Here is a 13,913-nt window from a genome sequence, read left to right as displayed (position 1 = left end):
GAGCCTGCTTCCTCTTTTTTCCTCACCGCTTCAGGGCGCTTCAGGCCGTCAGCCTGGGATGGACCACTCTGCCGCCCTGGGTGAGACGGATGGCGCCGCCGATTTCCTCGTCGAGGACCGGCCTTCCCAGATCCTTGTCCCAAAAGGCGGACACGAAGTTGAACAGGTTGCGCGCGAACAGCGCCGAAGCGTCGGCTGGCAGGTGCGCAGGCGTGTTCGAATAGCCTGCAATCCTCACGCCGTGCCGCTCCACCACGTCGTCGGCCACGCAGCCTTCGACATTGCCGCCTTGCGGTGCGGCCAGGTCGAAGATCACGCTGCCCGGCTTCATCGCGGCGATCTGCTCGTCCGAAATCAGGCGCGGCGCCGCGCGGCCCGGAATGAGCGCGGTGGTTATGACGATGTCCTGCTTCGCGAGATGGCCCGAAACCAGCTCGGCCTGCGCCCGCTGGTATTCCTCGCTCATTTCCGAGGCATAGCCGCCGGAGCCTTCTCCCTCGATGCCGAGGCTTTCCACGAAGATCGGCTTGGCGCCAAGGGAAAGGATCTGCTCTTTCGTGGCCGAGCGCACATCGGTGGCGGAAACCTGCGCGCCCAGACGGCGCGCCGTGGCGATCGCCTGAAGTCCTGCCACGCCCACGCCCATCACGAAAACCCGCGCCGCGCTCACCGTTCCGGCAGCGGTCATCATCATCGGGAACGCGCGGCCATAGAGATTGGCGGCCACCAGCACGGCCTTGTACCCGGCAAGGTTGGATTGCGAGGAGAGGATATCCATCGATTGCGCGCGGGTGATGCGCGGCATGAATTCCATGGCCAGCGCTTCCAGCCCGGCGGCAGCATAAGCCTCTATCCGCGACGGCGCACCGAACGGATCGAGCGCGCCCACGATCCAGGCGCCCGGCGTCACCCCCTCCAGCAAGGCCGGGTCGGGGGCCTGCACGCCGAAAACGATGTCGGCTTTGGCCAGAACCTGGGCCGCAGATCCGGTTTCGGCTCCGGCCGCAAGATAATCCGCATCGGCGATGCTGCTCGGCAGACCGGCGCCCGCTTCCACGCAGACCGCCGCCCCGAGAGCGATCAGCTTCCTGACCGTTTCAGGCGTGGCGGAAACCCGCGTCTCGCCGGATGCGCGCTCCCGCAGGACCGCGATCCGCGTGCCTGCCGCCACGGTTACCCGGCGATCAGGCTGACGACGAAGGCCACGATCAGGATGACGATGCCGGTGCTCCAGGCAGTAACCTTGACGAAGCCGTTGTAAGTCTCGGTAGCGGCCTTGATGTCGTTGCCTGCAGCCATGAACAGGAATCCTCTTCGCTTATTGCCGTTTGATACACGATATTTAGCGGTGACTCGATCGGTGCTCAAGTGATAAGCGGTTCATCGCCGGTTCTGCCGAAACCGGAGAAAAGAAGATCGGGTCGCCAGGATTTCCTCCACGCCGGCAAGCGAAAAACTACGCTTTCCCTGCGATGAAACGACCCGAGCCTTAATTTCGTCTTTACCGCTTTCCCATAGGGCGGAAAGGGCGACACCAAGGAGGCGACACGGGCGGGTGACATTATGGCGGAACAGGAACAACGCCTCCTCATGCTCATCGACGATGAGCCGGCCCAGAGCCGCCTGATCTCGGCGCTTGCCGCGCGGGAGGGCTGGCGCACGGTCATCGCGCGCGATCCCGAGACCGCGATCGCCACGCTCGGCACCCGCCAGGGCATGCAGCTTTCCGCGATCATCCTCGATCAATGGGTGCCCGGCGACGACGCCTGCACGCTGATCGCGGAACTCAAGTCGCGCCGTCCTGCGCTGCCAATCCTCATGCTGACAGCCAGCACCTCCCCGCTCCTGGCGGTGGAAGCGATGCGCGCCGGGGCTACCGACTATCTCGTCAAGCCGGTCGCGCCGGACCGGCTGATGCATGCCCTGCGTTCGGCCACCACGCGCGAGGCCCCGCGCGACGAACTTGCGCCGCTCACGGAAAAGATGCCCTCCAATCCCGATTTCGAATCGATGATCGGGGCTGCGCCGAACTTCCGAAAGGCCCTGGCGGTCGCCGCCAAGGCCGCGCGAGGGCACGGACCGGTACTGATCGAAGGCGAGACGGGTTCCGGCAAGGAAATGCTGATCCGGGCGATGCATGCAGCCAGCCCGCGTTCTAAATCGCCGCTGCGGATCGTCAATGTCGGCGGCCTTCCTGCCAATTCCATCGAATCCGCCCTGTTCGGCCATGAAAAGGGCGCCTTCCCCGGCGCTTTCGAACGCCAGATCGGCGCGCTCCAGCATTGCGACGGGGCAACGCTTGCCCTCGACGAGATCGACCGCCTGCCGCTTTCCGTGCAGGAACGGCTGCTGGAATCGATCCGCAAGAGCGACGTGCGGCCGATCGGCGCGCGCCATTCCTTCCGCATCGATGCCCGCCTGATCGCCGCCAGCAACCTGCCCTTGCAGGATCTCGTCACCGAGGGGCATTTCCTGCCCGAACTGCTGGAAGCGCTGTCGCCCACCAAGGTCAGCCTCCCCCCCTTGCGCGAACGCACCGGCGATATCCCTGCCCTCGCCCGCTTCTTCCTCGCCCGCATCGGCGAGCAGCCGGGCCTGCGCGAACTGGGCATCACCGACGGCGCACTGTCCCTGCTCGCTGCCTACGACTGGCCGGGCAATGTCCGCCAGCTTCAGGCCGTGCTGTTCCGCGCCGCCGTGTTCTGCGACGGCGACGCCCTGACATCGGAAGATTTTCCGCAGCTTCTCAATATCCTGGGCACCGGCCCCGCTTCGGTAGCGGGCAATCCGATGCAGGAAAGCTCGGGCGTCATGCTCTATACCGCCGACGGCAACTTGCGCCCGCTCGACGAGATCGAGGCCGACGTCATCCGCCTGGCCATCGGTCTCTACCGGGGCCGCATGACCGAAGTGGCACGGCGCCTCGGCATCGGCCGCTCCACGCTCTATCGCAAGCTCGGCGAACTCGGCATCGACAACGCGGCGTAACGGGTCCTTCAATGCTAAGATGCCGGCGAGCACTGGCTCGCCGGCATCTTATGCGAGGTTGTAAAGCGCGTTACAGGTTTTCGAAAAAGACCTGCGGCACGCGGTAGCCGCGCTTGCTCATGTACTTCACATACTTGCCGCGCTCCTGGTGAAGCTCGGTGCCGTATTCGTCCCAGGCATCGCGCTGATCCTCGATGTCGGAAGCATGGCGCAAGTCGCTCGCGAGTTCCTTGCGGCTCTCGTTGACGTTGATGCGATAGTCGTACCACTTGCTGTTCTGGACGCCGCCGATCGGATTCTGGATCACCAGCGATTCCTCGTGGCGCGCCACCTTCTGCTCGTACATCATTGGTTGCACGGCCGTAGCAGCAACAGGCAGCCCCAGAACCGGGACGGCGGCGAGCGCGAGAAGCGCGGTGCGGGGACGATTGGTCTGCTTCATTGCGAAACTCCCTTTCGCTTGACGACGCAGGCCCGATTGCCCGCGTTTGGAAAGTGCAACGAGCCTACCCAGCATTTCCCTCCCGCCTCCGGGACGAAACGAGCCGCTTCCGGGACGCCCGGCGCCATGCGTCCACCAGTTCACACACCGGCGCCGCATCGTTCATCGAAGGGCAAGTTGCGGTTCATCCGGCGTCCACAATTGTCGCGAATTTTCAGTGTCTAATATCGCGATCCACGCGCATTCTCTTGCAAAGAAGTCACGCCTGCCGCGACGAACCCGCCCCTCGCTCCGGCGTTTTTGACCGGAAACGAGGAGATTTGAATGATGGACTTCAAGGACAAGGCCGGGATCGTGACGGGTGCGGCCTCGGGCATCGGTGCGGCCGTGGCGCGCGAACTGGTGGGACAAGGCGGACGCGTAGTGATCGCGGACTTCGACGAGGAAGCCGCCCGCGCCCTTTCACAGGAACTCGGCGCGGAACGAACGGCGGTGTTCCGGCTGGACGTTGCCGACCCCGCCGCCAACGAGGCGTTGGTCTCCTTCGCGCTCGGCACTTTCGACAGGCTCGACTTCGCGGTGAACAATGCCGGGATCGGCGCGCCCTCGATGAAGCTGGCGGACATTCCGCTCGATTCCTGGTCGCGCGTGATCGATGTCGATCTCAACAGCGTGTTCTACGCCATGAAGTACCAGATCCCGGCCATGGCGGAGCGCGGCGGCGGGGCGATCGTCAACATGGCCTCTATCCTGGGCGCGGTCGGCTGGGCCGGGTCGGCGGCCTATGTCACGGCCAAGCACGCGCTGCTGGGCATGACCAAGGTGGCTGCGCTCGATTATGCCGATGCCGGGCTGCGCATCAATGCCGTAGGCCCCGGCTTCGTTTCCACCCCGGCGCTGGAAAAGACCATGACCGCGCAGGAAATGGCGGGACTGGCCGGAAAGCATGCGCTTGGCCGCCTCGCCCGGCCGGAAGAGATCGCCATGGTCACCAGCTTCCTGCTGTCCGAGCGCGCCTCCTTCGTGACCGGAACCTATTACCCGGTCGACGGCGGCTATCTCGCCATCTGAACGCGGAGAATGGACTCAGGGAATCTGCGCGAAGTCGGTGAGAGCGGCATCGCGCAGGCCGCGCCAGACGCGGGCCGCCTGCACGGTTTCGGCCACGTCGTGAACCCTGACGATGTGCGAGCCCGCCTCCATCGCCTTGAGCGCCAGCGTGACCGAACCGCCGAGCCGCTGGTGCGCGGGCGCCTCGTTCGACACCGCACCGATCATGCGCTTGCGGCTGGCACCGACGAACAGCGGATGGCCGAGCGCGTGGAACAGCGCCAGCCCGTTCATGAGTTGCAGGTTCTCGTTCAGGGTCTTGCCGAAGCCCACGCCGGGATCGAGCAGGATGTTTTCCGGCGCGATCCCCGCTGCAACCGCCTTGTCCCGGCAGGCCCGCAGCCAGTCGAACACGTCGAGCACGACGTCATCGTAATCGCCATTGGAATGGAGATCGTCGCCGTCTCCCGGCGCGTGCATCAGCACCACCGGCGCACCTGACGAGGCTGCGAATTCAAGGCTGCGAGGGTCATGGCGCAGCGCCGATACGTCGTTGACAATATGGGCCCCTGCCCGCAGCGTCGCTTCCATCACGGCCGGACGGCGCGTGTCCACGCTGATCGCCGCGCCCATCGCCGCCAGCCGCTCGACCATCGGCACGACCCGCTTCAACTCGTCGCCTTCCCATACGGCAGCGGCACCGGGCCTGGTGGATTCGCCGCCGATATCGATCATGGCAGCGCCTGCCTCCAGCATGGCGGCCGCATGGTCCGTGGCGATCTGCGCATCGTCCAGGAACTTACCGCCATCGGAGAAGCTGTCTGGCGTGATGTTGAGAATTCCGGCGATCTGCGGCTGCTCCAGCCGGATCGTGCGCGCACCGCAGCGCAGCGGCGCGTGAACCTTGCGCAAGTTGGACCACTGAAGCTCCGCCTCGCCCCCCAGCTCGGCGGGCAGGCTCGCCAGAGCCTCGGCAGCCTGTGCGGCGCCGAACCGGGAGCGCGAAAGGACCTTGCCGTTTTCACGTACGATCAGAGCGAACCGGCTGGCCCAGACCATCGAACCGCCGAGGCGGATCGCCTCGCCCTCCTCGCTCTGCGGGCTGTCGGCGAAGGCGATCGGGCGGATGTAAACGGTGCGGGTCATCCCGGCGCCATAGCGCCTGCGCGCTTCAGGCAGAACAGGTTTTGCAACCCGCGCGATCACCTCTGGCTAATCGCCGCTCTACGCCCCCGTATCCTCGCAGCACATCGTCACCCTGAACTCGTTTCAGGGTCCATTTTTCGGATTGCACCGTCGCACCGCGGATAAGCCGAGATCGCGGTTCTGACACGGAAGGCTCCGCGTTTTCGGCTTGATGGACCCTGAAACAAGTTCAGGGTGACGACTGAGTAATCAGTCTCCGCGCCCCTGCCTCACGGCTCCGTGGCGAGGATGTAGAGCTGGCGGATCGCGTCGATCGGCTTGACCTTGCCTTCGTGTTCGAGGTGCCAGAACGTCCAGCCGTTGCACGAAGGGGCTTCCTGCAGTTCCTTGCCGAGGCCGTGGATCGAACCGTTGGCATCGCCGCAGACCAGCGAGCCGTCCGCGCGGACGACGGCCTCGAAGCGGCACTTCTTGTCGGTGAGCTTCGTGCCGGGCTTGATCCAGCCGGTCTCGATCAGCGTGCCGAAGGCCACCTTGGGTGCCGAGCGCTTAGACTGCATGGTCTTGAGCGCGCGTTCGTCGAGCGGCAGGGCCATCTCGATGCGTTCCAGCGCGGCTTCGCGGTAGTCGCCCTCGCGCTCGCAGCCGATCCATTCGCGGCCGAGGCGCTTGGCGACGGCCCCGGTGGTGCCGGTGCCGAAGAACGGGTCGAGCACGACGTCACCGGCATTGGTGGTGGCCAGCATCACACGGTAGAGCAGCGATTCCGGCTTCTGCGTCGGGTGGACCTTGCGGCCGCCCTTCTTCAGGCGCTCGGCGCCGTTGCAGATCGGCAGAACCCAGTCCGAACGCATCTGCAGTTCGTCGTTCAGCGTCTTCATCGCGCGGTAGTTGAAGGTGTACTTCGACTTCTCGCCCATCGAGGCCCAGATCAGCGTCTCATGCGCGTTGGTGAAGCGGGTACCCTTGAAGTTCGGCATCGGGTTGGCCTTGCGCCAGATGATGTCGTTGAGGATCCAGAACCCCATGTCCTGCATGATCGCGCCGAGGCGGAAGATGTTGTGGTACGAACCGATCACCCACAGCGAGCCTTCGGGCTTGAGCACGCGGCGGGCTTCGGTCAGCCAGTCGCGGGTGAACTGGTCGTAGGACGCGAAGCTGGAGAACTTGTCCCAGTCGTTGGTGACGGCATCGACATGGCTGCCGTCCGGGCGCGAGAGATCGCCGCCAAGCTGGAGGTTGTAGGGCGGATCGGCGAAAACCATGTCGACGCTGGCGTCGGGAATGGAGCGCATCGCTTCGATGCAGTCGCCCGGAATGATCTGGCCAAGCGGCAGAAGTTCCTTCGGCGTGGACGCCGGCGCAACTGCGCGGATCTTCTGCTTGACGAGTATCTGGCCCATGTTTGCTCCGGGAAATTTGAACTGTGGATTGACGCCCTAGTGAGTCTTTCTCGACTCAGCGTCAAGCCGCGACTCGTGGGATTCCCTTGCGATTCACCTGCTCAAGAAACGGAACAAAACGAATCCGGCACAAGATGTCGAGTCATGATCGACTCGCCGGACTCAAGATATGGGGGTTGTGGCTCCCCGGACTCACCGGGAAATATTTCCTTGGGATCGCTGTTTCAGCGACGTGTCGGAATACCGCGAAAAGCCCGCCTTGCGGCGACTGAATCTTCTCCGCCGGACGCCACTTCGGAAAGATTCAAACTGGTATTCGCCCGCGCTTTCAGAACCCTGCAAGGCCGCAGTCGATCCCCGTCATCTGCTCGCTGACTTCCCACAGCCTGCGCGCGGCCATGGCATCGCGCGCCGCGGCATTGCGACGGGCTATGCCGGAAGGGCCGGACATGCCGAAAAAGCGCTGCGGGCCGTAGTATTGCCCAGGCTCGGCGGCCGCGTCGGTTGCCGCCTGAAGCGTTGGCCAGGCGCCGTGCTCGGCGCTGTTGAGGACGACCCCGGCCACCGGGAACAGCAGCCGGAAGCCCAGCGAATGGCGGCCCAGTTCGGTTGCCGCAATGCCCGGATGACAGGCCATGGCGCTGACCGGCGAACCGGCGGCGCGCAGGCGCCGGTCTAGCTCCAGCAGATGGAGCAAGTTCGCCAGCTTGCTGTCCCCATAGCGCTGCCGGGCGCGGTAGCTGCGGCGCGCATCGAGGTCGTCCCAGTCGATGCGGCCGCGCATATGGGCAAGGCTGGCAGTGATCACCACGCGGGCGCCGGGCGTCTCGGCCAGTTTGGGCAGCAGCAGCCCGGTCAGCGCGAAAGGCGCAAGATGGTTCACGCCGAACTGCAATTCGTGGCCCTGCACCGTCCGCTCCAGCGGCGGCACCATGACGCCGGCATTGTTCAACAGCACATCGAGACGCGGCTCGTCCCGCATGACCTGCTCGGCGCATTCGCGCACGCTGAACAGGTCCGCCTGGTCAAGGGGGACGAACGCGAGGTTGGCGCCCGGTGCCTCCATGCGGATATGCTCCATGGCGAGGCGGGCCTTTTCCTCGCTACGGCAGGCCATCAGCACGCGCGCGCCGTGGGCCGCCAGCACTCTGGCCGTTTCGTAGCCGATCCCGGTATTGGCGCCGGTCACGAGAAAGCACTTGCCGGCCTGTCCCGCGACGGAAGCTGCGGTAAAGCCGCTCACAGTGCCATCTCCAGCTGCGCGACGGGCGCGAAACTGCGCCGATGATGCGGTGTGGGGCCATGGAGGCGCAAGGCTTCCAGATGCTGCGCCGTTCCGTAACCGGCGTTGCGTTCCCAGCCGTAATGGGGATGCGCCTCGGCAAGATCGCGCATCAGGCGGTCGCGGTGTTCCTTGGCGATGATCGAGGCGGCCGAGATGCTGGGCTCCAGCGCGTCCCCGCCGACGATGGCGCGGGCCTGCCAGCGCCAGTCGGCGGTACGGCCCATCGGCGTCATGTTGCCGTCGATCAGCACTTCGTGCGGCTCTTCGCCCAAAGCGGCGCAGAGCGCGGCGACGGCGCGGGTCATGGCCAGCATGGTCGCGCCGAAAATGTTGAGGCGGTCGATCTCCTCCACCTCCACGACGCCCACCGCCCAGCGGCAGCGACGCTTGATCACGGCCTCCAGCTCGCCCCGGCGCTTGCCCGAAAGCTTCTTGGAATCGTCCAGCCCGGCAGGCCGGGGCTTGCACAGCACCACCGCGCCCGCCACAACCGGGCCTGCCAACGGCCCTCGCCCGGCCTCGTCGACACCGATGACGAGGCGGCGCGTTAAGGGGAGGCCAGTTTCCTTGAGGGGTGCGACCGACATGACCAAGCCGATTATCTCCAGATCGTTCCTTGCGGCGGTATCGCCCGTCGCCCTCGCGCTTGCAAGCTGCGGCGCGGCAGCCACCGGGGACAAGGCGTCCGCGACGTCCTCAGGTGAAGCGCCCTTCAAGGTGGAGCAAGTGGCGAGTTTCGACGAGCCCTGGGCCATGGCGATCGACAAGGCCAGCGGCGCCATGATCGTCACCGAGAAGAAAGGCACGATCAAGCTGCGCCTTGCGGACGGCACGTCGGGCACCGTCTCGGGCGCGCCCAAGGTGGATTACGGCGGCCAGGGCGGTCTTGGCGACGTGATCTTCGCGCCGGGTCAGCAGGGCGTCACCCTCAATGGCCGGGTGATCTACCTGAGCTGGGCCGAGGCGGGCGAAGGCGACACCCGCGGCGCCGCCGTCGGCAAGGGCACGCTCTCCTGCCCGCAGCCCGCCACTTGCGCGATCGAGGGGCTCTCGGTGATCTGGCGGCAGGTGCCCAAGGTCACGGGACGCGGCCACTATTCGCACCGCCTCGCCTTCTCGCCCGACGGCAAATACCTGTTCGTCGCTTCGGGCGAGCGGCAGAAGTTCACGCCTGCTCAGGACCTCGGCACCAATCTCGGCAAAGTGCTGCGCCTCCTGCCGGACGGCACCCCGGCGCCCGGAAACCCTTGGGCCGACAAGCCCGCGCCCACCAACCAGATCTGGTCCTACGGCCACCGCAACATATTGGGCCTGGCCTTCGACGATCGGGGACGGCTCTGGGATCTCGAGCACGGCCCGGCGGGCGGCGACGAGCTGAACCTGGTGAAACCGGGGCAGAACTACGGCTGGCCGCTGGTCTCGGACGGTGACCATTACGACGGCAAGCCGATCCCGCGCAACTCGACCCGCCCCGACCTTGCCGCCCCGGCGATAAGCTGGAACCCCGTGATCGCGCCGGGGGACTTCATCTTCTATTCGGGCCCGCTGTTCCCGCAGTGGAAGGGGCAGTTGCTGATCGCCTCCTTCACTCTGCCCGGCGTGGTGCGCGTCAGGATCGACGGCGAGAAGGCGGTCGAGGAAGCCCGCTACCCGCTCGACAACCGCATCCGCGAGATCGAGCAAGGCGGCGACGGCACGATCTGGCTCCTGGAAGACGGCCCTGCAGGCACCTCGGGACACCTGCTGAAGCTGACGCCGAAAACGTAATTCGCAGCTCTGGAGAGATCCTCCCTCTCTTCGTCATGCTGAACTTGTTTCAGCATCCATTTCGCGGAAAAGGCCGAAGCGCAATCGGCAGAATGGATGCTGAAACAAGTTCAGCATGACGTTGGGAATGGCCAACCGGCGGCTGCGACATACCCGATTCATGGCGTTCACCAGCAGCCTTCAGTCGCGCGCATTTGCGAATTGAATCGACAAATGCGCGCGCCGATCCTATCGGCGCGCGCCATGTCCGAAGCTGCCACTCTCATCCCGCTAGACAATGTCGATCCCGTCCTCGTCGAGGCTCTCCTCGACAGCGCGTTCGAACCCGAGCGACACAAGCGCACCGCCTACAAGGTGCGCGATGGCGTGGACTGGCTGCCCGGTCTCAGCTTCGCCGCGCTGGACGCAGAGGAAATGCTGGTCGGCACGATCCAGTGCTGGCCGGTTGCGCTGACCGATCCCGACGGCCGTGCCCACCCGATGATCATGGTCGGCCCGGTCGCGGTCATGCCCGGCCATCAGGGTCAGGGCTATGGGCAGGCGCTGATGTCGGCGGCGATGTCCGGCATCGATTCGCGCGCACCGCTGCCGCAGGTCATGGTCGGCGATCCCGAGTATTACGGCCGGTTCTGGGGCTATACCAACCAGTGGACCCAGGGCTGGAACCTGCCCGGCCCCTTCGAGCGCCACCGCCTGCTCGTGCGCTGCGAGAACCCCGCCGTGCTCCCGCGCGAAGGCATGCTGGGGCCCTGGCTGCGCTGAGGGGCGCGAAACTTCCGCTCCTTCGCTGACCTTGGCCCCGGCCCTTGGCGCGCGGCGCCCTATCTGGCATCGGGAAACCATGCCCTACGACCCGCCGCCCGATCTGAACGCCCTCTCGCTTGCCGAGGTGGCCGAGCTTGTCGCCGCCCGGAAGCTGCCGCCCGTCGCCGCGTGGTCGCCGCAGCACCTGGGCGACAGCGAGATGACGATCCGCGCGGACGGCCGCTGGTTCCATCAGGGCGGTGAGATCCGCCGCCCTGCCATGGTCCGCGCTTTCGCCGCGCTCCTCTTGCGCGATGCCGAGGGGCAGCACTGGCTGGTCACGCCGGTCGAGAAACTGTCGATCGCGGTCGAAGATGCCGCCTTCGTCGCGGTGGACGTGCGGCAGGACGGCGACGCCCTCGTCTTTCGCCTCAATACCGACGAGTTCGTGATCGCCGGGCCGGACCACCCGATCCGCAGCACGGGCGATGCCGAGACGCCCGCGATCTATCTCGGCGTGCGTAATGGCACCGAGGCCCGCCTCAACCGCAGCACTTACGGCCAGCTCGTGGAGATCGCGCTCGCGGGCGGCGAGGATCTCACGGTGTCCAGCCAGGGCGCGCGCTTCGGGCTGATCCCCGCATGAGCACGCTGTTCGAAGACGTCTCCCGCCGTTTCGCGGCCGGGCATGAAACCGTTCCCGACGAACTCTGGATCGATCCGCGCATTCACCGGATCGAGAGCTTCAAGCCCGCCGCCGTGCTCATCACCCTGACCGAGCGTCCGCGACCCGGTATGCTCCTGCTGCACCGCCCCTCCACGATGCGCGCCCATCCCGGCCAGATCGCCTTTCCCGGCGGCCGCCTCGATCCCGGCGAAACCGCCGTCGAGGGCGCCTTGCGAGAGGCAGAGGAAGAACTCGGCATCCATCCGCGCGACGTGCAGGTGATCGGCACCAGCGACCTCTACCGCACCGGCAGCGGCTATGAGATCACTCCGGTGATCGGCGTGATCCCGCCCGACCTGCCGATCGTGCCAAACCCCGCCGAAGTGGCTCAGTGGTTCGAGGCCCCGGCCGAATTCGTGCTCGACCCCGCCAACCAGAAGACCAGATGGCTGGAATGGGAAGGCGATCGCCATGCCTTCGTCGAGATCAACTGGTACGATCACCGCATCTGGGGCGTCACTGGCGCCATCCTTCACAATCTTGCCCGCAGGCTGAACTGGAATGACTGAGAAACTCACCGCCGACTGGATGGCGCGCGAAGACCTTGCCGCGCTCGTGGCCGCGCTGGGGCACGAGAACGCGCGCTATGTCGGCGGCGCGGTGCGCGATACGCTGCTCGGCCAGCCGGTGAAGGACATCGACATGGCCACCGTGCTGCTGCCCGAAGCGGTCATGCAGCGGCTCTGGGACGCGCAGATCCGTCATGTTCCTACGGGGATCGAGCATGGCACCGTCACCGCCGTGCTGCCGGGCGGTCCGGTGGAGATCACCACCCTGCGCCATGACGTCTCCACCGACGGCCGCCGCGCCACCGTGGCCTTCGCCGCCGACTGGCGCGAGGATGCCGCGCGGCGCGACTTCACGATCAACGCGCTCTACGCCGATCCGGTCACCGGCGAGATCTTCGACTGGTTCGGCGGCCTTGCCGACCTTGCCGCCCGCCATGTGCGTTTCATCGGCGAGGCAGAGCAGCGCGTCCGCGAGGATCACTTGCGCATCCTGCGCTACTTCCGGTTCCAGGCCCGCTTCGGAACCGTTCCCGCCGATGCGGAGGCGGAAAGCGCCTGCGCGCAGCTCGCTCCCACGCTCAAGGGGCTCTCGCGCGAGCGGGTCGGCATGGAGATGATGAACCTGCTCGGCCTGCCCGACCCGGCGCCGACCGTGGCGCGCATGGCCGAACTGGGCGTACTGGCGGTAATCCTGCCCGAGGCCCGCCCCGAGGCGCTCGCGGCGCTCGTCGCGGCGGAGCAGGCGCAGGCGGCGGCGCCCGATGCCATCCGCCGCCTCGCCGCGCTGCTGCCCGCGCAAGTGCCGCTGGCCGAACAGGTCGCCTCGCGCTTCCGCCTTTCGGGCGCGCAGAAGAAGCGCCTTGCCGCCGCTGCCGCCCGCAGCGACGAGACCGCGTCGCCCCGCGCCCTCGCCTATCGCATCGGCATCGAAAGTGCGCTGGACCGGGTGCTGATCGCAGGCGGCGATGCCACCCCCCTTGTCGGCTGGCAGGTTCCCGTATTTCCGCTCAAGGGCGGACAGATCGTGGCGCGCGGGGTCGGCGCCGGTCCCGAAGTCGCCCGCGTGCTGCGCCGCGTGGAGGACTGCTGGATCGCCGAAGGCTTCCCCGACGAAGCGCGCGTTTCCGCACTACTCGATGCCGAACTTGCGGGGCAGACGCCGTGAACTTGGGCGAACTGGGCGACCTTCTGTACGAAAAGCCGCTGCTGGCTCTCACTATCCTGGCCATCCTGATCTCGGTGGCGGCGGGGATGATGGCCCAGCACCGCCCGCGCCTGGGCCGAACCCTGCGGAACCTTTCGCACCTCGGCGTCGTTGCCGCGCTGCTGCTGACGGTGACGCAGATCGCGCTCCACAACACGCGTTCGGAAGCGGCCCTTTGGCTGGATGAAACGCGCCAGCTCACCGTGAACGGCAGCGAGACCGTAGTGCCGCTGAGGGCCAACGGCCACTACTGGGCCAGGGCCATGCTGAACGGCGAGCCGGTCGATTTCCTCATCGACACCGGTGCATCCTATACCGCCATCTCGAAATCGGTCGCCTCGCGCGTCGGGATCCGAAAGGATCCGGCCGACCGGGGCGTCTCGCTGGTGACGGGCAACGGCGCGATCGTGGCCCGGCTGGCCATTGCCGATTCCCTGACTTTCGGTTCGATCGAAGCACACGAACTGCCTGTCGTCGTCATGCCCGACAATACGACGCGAACCGAGACCAACGTGATCGGCATGAACCTGCTCTCGCAGCTGGCAAGCTGGCGCGTCGAGGATGGCCAGTTGATCCTCGTACCCCGCTCCACCCCGCGATCGTGATCCGGTCAGCTTCCCGACAGGATGTTCCTGTTATGACCCGGTG

General features: G+C 66.2%; 15 protein-coding genes. 8 read left to right on the top strand and 7 right to left on the bottom strand.

The genetic code is table 11. The features are described from left to right. Positions 1 to 40 precede the first annotated feature (40 nt). The gene (locus tag NTCA1_RS02235) at positions 41 to 1,171 is read right to left on the bottom strand and encodes an NAD(P) transhydrogenase subunit alpha (RefSeq protein ID WP_159827837.1); all 1,131 of its coding nucleotides are present in this window, start codon (positions 1,169 to 1,171) and stop codon (positions 41 to 43) included. Positions 1,172 to 1,173: 2 nt separating this feature from the next. After that, entirely contained in the window at positions 1,174 to 1,299 is a 126-nt protein-coding gene (locus NTCA1_RS02230) for an aa3-type cytochrome c oxidase subunit IV (RefSeq protein WP_086490376.1), read from the bottom strand. 264 nt (positions 1,300 to 1,563) lie between these two features. On the opposite strand from NTCA1_RS02230, the gene NTCA1_RS02225 reads away from it, so the two are divergent. Next, a complete protein-coding gene (locus NTCA1_RS02225) occupies positions 1,564 to 2,988 on the top strand; it encodes a sigma-54 dependent transcriptional regulator (protein ID WP_086490377.1) in 1,425 nt (474 codons plus the stop codon). Between the two features lie 70 nt (positions 2,989 to 3,058). Here the strand turns inward: NTCA1_RS02225 and NTCA1_RS02220 are convergent, their stop codons facing one another. Then, entirely contained in the window at positions 3,059 to 3,430 is a 372-nt protein-coding gene (locus tag NTCA1_RS02220; RefSeq protein ID WP_201282394.1) for a hypothetical protein, read from the bottom strand. Between the two features lie 324 nt (positions 3,431 to 3,754). Here NTCA1_RS02220 and NTCA1_RS02215 point away from each other — a divergent pair, with 324 nt between their 5' ends. After that, positions 3,755 to 4,501, top strand: coding sequence for an SDR family NAD(P)-dependent oxidoreductase (locus NTCA1_RS02215; RefSeq protein WP_159827835.1), 747 nt, complete (start codon positions 3,755 to 3,757; stop codon positions 4,499 to 4,501). 15 nt (positions 4,502 to 4,516) lie between these two features. Here the strand turns inward: NTCA1_RS02215 and folP are convergent, their stop codons facing one another. The 4 genes from folP to NTCA1_RS02195 form a co-directional block, all read right to left on the bottom strand. Next, positions 4,517 to 5,626 (bottom strand): dihydropteroate synthase, encoded by a 1,110-nt coding sequence (gene folP, locus NTCA1_RS02210; protein WP_159827833.1) that lies wholly within the window; start codon positions 5,624 to 5,626, stop codon positions 4,517 to 4,519. A 269-nt stretch (positions 5,627 to 5,895) separates the two neighbouring features. Further along, positions 5,896 to 7,029, bottom strand: coding sequence for a site-specific DNA-methyltransferase (locus NTCA1_RS02205; protein ID WP_159827831.1), 1,134 nt, complete (start codon positions 7,027 to 7,029; stop codon positions 5,896 to 5,898). 328 nt (positions 7,030 to 7,357) lie between these two features. Next, positions 7,358 to 8,272 (bottom strand): oxidoreductase, encoded by a 915-nt coding sequence (locus NTCA1_RS02200; protein WP_159827829.1) that lies wholly within the window; start codon positions 8,270 to 8,272, stop codon positions 7,358 to 7,360. Next, positions 8,269 to 8,901, bottom strand: a complete 633-nt coding sequence (locus NTCA1_RS02195) for a ribonuclease HII (RefSeq protein ID WP_159827827.1) — start codon at positions 8,899 to 8,901, stop codon at positions 8,269 to 8,271. Before NTCA1_RS02195 ends, NTCA1_RS02200 begins: the two co-directional genes overlap by 4 nt. Here NTCA1_RS02195 and NTCA1_RS02190 point away from each other — a divergent pair. From NTCA1_RS02190 to NTCA1_RS02165, 6 genes are all read left to right on the top strand, one after another. Continuing rightward, positions 8,900 to 10,081 (top strand): PQQ-dependent sugar dehydrogenase, encoded by a 1,182-nt coding sequence (locus tag NTCA1_RS02190; RefSeq protein ID WP_159827825.1) that lies wholly within the window; start codon positions 8,900 to 8,902, stop codon positions 10,079 to 10,081. The genes NTCA1_RS02195 and NTCA1_RS02190 overlap by 2 nt on opposite strands. A gap of 243 nt (positions 10,082 to 10,324) precedes the next feature. Continuing rightward, positions 10,325 to 10,843, top strand: a complete 519-nt coding sequence (locus NTCA1_RS02185; RefSeq protein WP_086490502.1) for a GNAT family N-acetyltransferase — start codon at positions 10,325 to 10,327, stop codon at positions 10,841 to 10,843. A gap of 79 nt (positions 10,844 to 10,922) precedes the next feature. Further along, positions 10,923 to 11,471 carry a DUF1285 domain-containing protein gene (locus NTCA1_RS02180; RefSeq protein ID WP_159827823.1) on the top strand — a complete coding sequence of 183 codons (549 nt, stop codon included), beginning with the start codon at positions 10,923 to 10,925 and terminating at the stop codon, positions 11,469 to 11,471. Next, the gene (locus NTCA1_RS02175; RefSeq protein WP_159827821.1) at positions 11,468 to 12,061 is read left to right on the top strand and encodes a CoA pyrophosphatase; all 594 of its coding nucleotides are present in this window, start codon (positions 11,468 to 11,470) and stop codon (positions 12,059 to 12,061) included. The genes NTCA1_RS02180 and NTCA1_RS02175 overlap by 4 nt, the downstream gene beginning before the upstream one ends. Beyond that, positions 12,054 to 13,226: a CCA tRNA nucleotidyltransferase gene (locus NTCA1_RS02170; protein WP_159827819.1), complete on the top strand. Its 1,173-nt coding sequence runs from the start codon at positions 12,054 to 12,056 to the stop codon at positions 13,224 to 13,226. Before NTCA1_RS02175 ends, NTCA1_RS02170 begins: the two co-directional genes overlap by 8 nt. After that, on the top strand, positions 13,223 to 13,870 hold the full coding sequence (locus tag NTCA1_RS02165) for a TIGR02281 family clan AA aspartic protease (RefSeq protein ID WP_159827817.1): 648 nt from the start codon (positions 13,223 to 13,225) through the stop codon (positions 13,868 to 13,870). The genes NTCA1_RS02170 and NTCA1_RS02165 overlap by 4 nt, the downstream gene beginning before the upstream one ends. Positions 13,871 to 13,913 lie beyond the last annotated feature (43 nt).

This window comes from Novosphingobium sp. TCA1 (assembly GCF_009811895.1).
In the GTDB taxonomy this organism is placed as follows: Bacteria; Pseudomonadota; Alphaproteobacteria; order Sphingomonadales; family Sphingomonadaceae; genus Novosphingobium; species Novosphingobium panipatense_A.
The sequence above is the reverse complement of the archived record's forward strand: the minus strand, read 5'-3'. Positions and strand labels throughout refer to the sequence as shown.

Bases quoted from the DNA above. Each gene is read 5' to 3' on its own strand.
- NTCA1_RS02215 (WP_159827835.1), top strand. From the start codon at position 3,755: ATGATGGACTTCAAGGACAAGGCCGGGATCGTGACGGGTGCGGCCTCG.
- NTCA1_RS02170 (WP_159827819.1), top strand. From the start codon at position 12,054: ATGACTGAGAAACTCACCGCCGACTGGATGGCGCGCGAAGACCTTGCC.
- NTCA1_RS02195 (WP_159827827.1), bottom strand. From the start codon at position 8,901: ATGTCGGTCGCACCCCTCAAGGAAACTGGCCTCCCCTTAACGCGCCGC.
- NTCA1_RS02175 (WP_159827821.1), top strand. From the start codon at position 11,468: ATGAGCACGCTGTTCGAAGACGTCTCCCGCCGTTTCGCGGCCGGGCAT.
- NTCA1_RS02225 (WP_086490377.1), top strand. From the start codon at position 1,564: ATGGCGGAACAGGAACAACGCCTCCTCATGCTCATCGACGATGAGCCG.
- folP (WP_159827833.1), bottom strand. From the start codon at position 5,626: ATGACCCGCACCGTTTACATCCGCCCGATCGCCTTCGCCGACAGCCCG.
- NTCA1_RS02205 (WP_159827831.1), bottom strand. From the start codon at position 7,029: ATGGGCCAGATACTCGTCAAGCAGAAGATCCGCGCAGTTGCGCCGGCG.
- NTCA1_RS02185 (WP_086490502.1), top strand. From the start codon at position 10,325: ATGTCCGAAGCTGCCACTCTCATCCCGCTAGACAATGTCGATCCCGTC.
- NTCA1_RS02180 (WP_159827823.1), top strand. From the start codon at position 10,923: ATGCCCTACGACCCGCCGCCCGATCTGAACGCCCTCTCGCTTGCCGAG.
- NTCA1_RS02230 (WP_086490376.1), bottom strand. From the start codon at position 1,299: ATGGCTGCAGGCAACGACATCAAGGCCGCTACCGAGACTTACAACGGC.
- NTCA1_RS02190 (WP_159827825.1), top strand. From the start codon at position 8,900: ATGACCAAGCCGATTATCTCCAGATCGTTCCTTGCGGCGGTATCGCCC.
- NTCA1_RS02220 (WP_201282394.1), bottom strand. From the start codon at position 3,430: ATGAAGCAGACCAATCGTCCCCGCACCGCGCTTCTCGCGCTCGCCGCC.